Source organism: Aquiflexum sp. (assembly GCF_977115555.1).
The window spans coordinates 1-2,696 of the sequence record NZ_CDSBKL010000487.1; the positions used below are offsets into that span (position 1 = coordinate 1).

Annotated in this window: 4 protein-coding genes; 3 read left to right on the forward strand and 1 reads right to left on the reverse strand. The window is 36.5% G+C overall.

What is annotated here, in order from left to right; translation table 11 throughout:
* On the forward strand, window positions 1–445 hold a 445-nt coding region (locus ACZFYI_RS18625; protein ID WP_462525626.1), incomplete at its 5' end, for an MFS transporter.
* On the opposite strand, the gene ACZFYI_RS18630 is transcribed toward ACZFYI_RS18625, so the two are convergent.
* Window positions 446–1,501: a hypothetical protein gene (locus ACZFYI_RS18630; RefSeq protein ID WP_462525627.1), complete on the reverse strand. Its 1,056-nt coding sequence runs from the start codon at window positions 1,499–1,501 to the stop codon at window positions 446–448.
* A 328-nt stretch (window positions 1,502–1,829) separates the two neighbouring features.
* Between ACZFYI_RS18630 and ACZFYI_RS18635 the strand changes: the two genes are divergently transcribed.
* Entirely contained in the window at window positions 1,830–2,036 is a 207-nt protein-coding gene (locus ACZFYI_RS18635; RefSeq protein ID WP_462525628.1) for a hypothetical protein, read from the forward strand.
* Entirely contained in the window at window positions 2,023–2,532 is a 510-nt protein-coding gene (locus ACZFYI_RS18640; RefSeq protein WP_462525629.1) for a nucleotidyl transferase AbiEii/AbiGii toxin family protein, read from the forward strand. Before ACZFYI_RS18635 ends, ACZFYI_RS18640 begins: the two co-directional genes overlap by 14 nt.
* Window positions 2,533–2,696: the final 164 nt, after the last annotated feature.

The window sequence follows — 2,696 nt, forward strand, 5'->3', positions numbered from 1 at the left end:
TGACAAGTACAAGGCCAAGACTTTCTTCCCATTTTATCTTTTTCCGCTATTGGTGGCTTTGTTGATCATATGGATGGTCCCCAATGTCTGGGGGATATTCGTGTATAATGTCCTGATGGGTTTTTCTGTAGGTTTTGGGAGTGCTACTGTTGCAGCACTTCAAGTGGAGTTTTTTGGACAAACTTACATTGGGACAGTCAGAAGTCTTTTTACATCCATTATGGTGCTGAGTTCGGCGATCGGACCTGCATTGTTTGGGATTTTTCTCGATTTGGGTTGGGGATTCCAAACCATATTTCCTGTGATTTTGGGAATCCAGGTTTTGATTATGGTCCAATCATTCAGGGCTGTACCCAAACATTCCTGGGCAAAGTGGAAATACAAATACAAAAAAGCAACAGGCAAAAAAAAATCCCCAAACCTTAAGCTTGGGGACCGTTTTTGATCAGAGACCTCTATTGAACATCTGGATCACGCGAAGGATTTCGGCATCCATTTCTTTATTTCTCATGACATATTTTTCTTTGGAAATAAACCCTCCTTTGATACTGATGTAATAGACCATTTTGGTTTTGGTGGGAGCAAAGGTCACTGAAAGGTTATTGACAGATTCTAGTTTCAAGATATTCTCTGTACTTCCCGCAAATGAATTCACCTTATCAGTGAGAATATTAAATTTCACGCCCTTTTTGTAATCCGTGACACTATTGAGCGGAAACGTGGATTCAAGGGATTTTGGATTCTTTCGCAAGTTGTCCATGATCGACAGCAAATGGGAGCGTTGTGCATCTGTATTCAAATCTACAGTGATGGTTTTTTCTTTGTAGAAGCCAAATTCATGGTAAATTCCCATCAGGTAATCAAAAAATGTTTGTTCTGAAGCTTTCAATTCATTTTCCTTTTGGGCGATTTCCAAAACGATCCCGGCAAAATCAAGGTCTGTATGGCAAACCTGTTGATCGATGTTAAAAGCACAGATAGGGCTGTTTTCGTACATCTTTTGTACTTCAGCCATACTATTTCTCAACTCTCCAGGTTCGATTATTTCGTTTTGAAGTTTCATCCCGGATTTAATGGCCATGTATTCCACCAAGTCTGAAGTATGGATTGATTTTAGGCAGACCAAATCCTCATATTTTCCTGATTCTTTCCAGATATTCAGAAGAATCGCCGCGATTTGGTGGCTGTTGAGAATGACAAATCCACTTTTTTCATCCTTTTTGACAGCCAAGGTGATCCTTTCATTTTTCGTATCGGTTCCGATAATCAGACTGAATCCTAAGGCAGCAGCATGGTCAAGAGCCGGTTTGAGGGTCATGAAATTGAAAACAGGATTGGGATTGTCTTTTCCTCCGTCCAACAGAATTTGATCATAGGAAAGCCCAGAATTGTCCAAGAGGGTTGTGTCGAGATCATTTTTTTCAAATGATGCAAACAAAATTTTGGCTGTGTCTACTTCGACAAGCTCTTCGATTGATTCTTCAACAAGTGCTAAGTTCATGATTATTCTTTTTGTATCGATGGAAATTCTATTTTCAGATTATGTCAATTTAAAGGCATTCAACAGCTTATTTGCAATAAAATCAGCAAATCCAGGGCTGGCAATATGTGTTGGAGGAGAACCGGTAAGCTTAAAAAAATGATTAGAGGTCGACGTTCCTACAAGGTCAAATTTGATATTCAAGTGCTTACATAATGTAAAGATACCAAATCAGGCCTGTAGAAAAAAGGATTTATTGATTTAGGTTTTTGGTGTTGTTGTTTGGGTTACTATATTTTGGTTTTGAATACTGAAATATCTGGCTAAATTTGAGTAAGACAGCTTTCTGATGAAAACCAAATCTAAAATTCCGATATATTATATTGATGAGGAGAAAGATCTTGACATGATGGTTGACCAAGCTCTAAAATCATCAGCTGAAGAAAATATTGTTCGTTATTTTCAACACCTGGCATTCAACTATGCGCTCTCAGGTATAGATATTTACAATCTTCCCATCGATAAGAAAATTTATTTCATCGATGACGAATCTTAACAACCAACTTCCTGAGAACTTCTATTCCTTCATCAAATCTTTAAACAAGCATAAAGTTGAATATTTGCTGATTGGAGGATTTGCTATGGGAGTTTATGGTCATGTGAGAAGCACTGGGGATTTGGATATTTTTCTCCATGCTACACCTGAAAATGCAAGAAAGGCGGTTTTAGCTTGCTTGGATTTTGGAATAGAAGAAGAAGATGTGAAGGAAGAAATGTTTTTGGTAGAAAGAATGATTGGTATAGGGATGCCCCCGTTAAGGATTGAAATTTTAAAGAAGCTAGACACAATTGATTTTAATTTTGCTTTTCAACGTCCAGAAATAAAAATAATAGAAGATCTTGAAATTAAAGTAGTTTCACTTGATGACCTTATTTTGCTTAAACAAGCAGCCGTCCGAGGAAGAGATAAAGAACGTGATTCAGAAGATTTAAATTTTTTACGTAGGTTGAAAGAAACTATTCAATCAAAGAAAAAAAAGGGATGGTGGTAAAATTTTATTCGGGCATCTTTTTCAATAAATAAAAAACAGTCCCATTTCATTGAAATATTCAATCCAAACATTTTATCTCTTTCTAATTAGTACTGAAGATTATTTTTTAGAATCTCTTTTATCTTTTTGCTTATTCAATATTTCTTCTCTTTTTTCATAATACC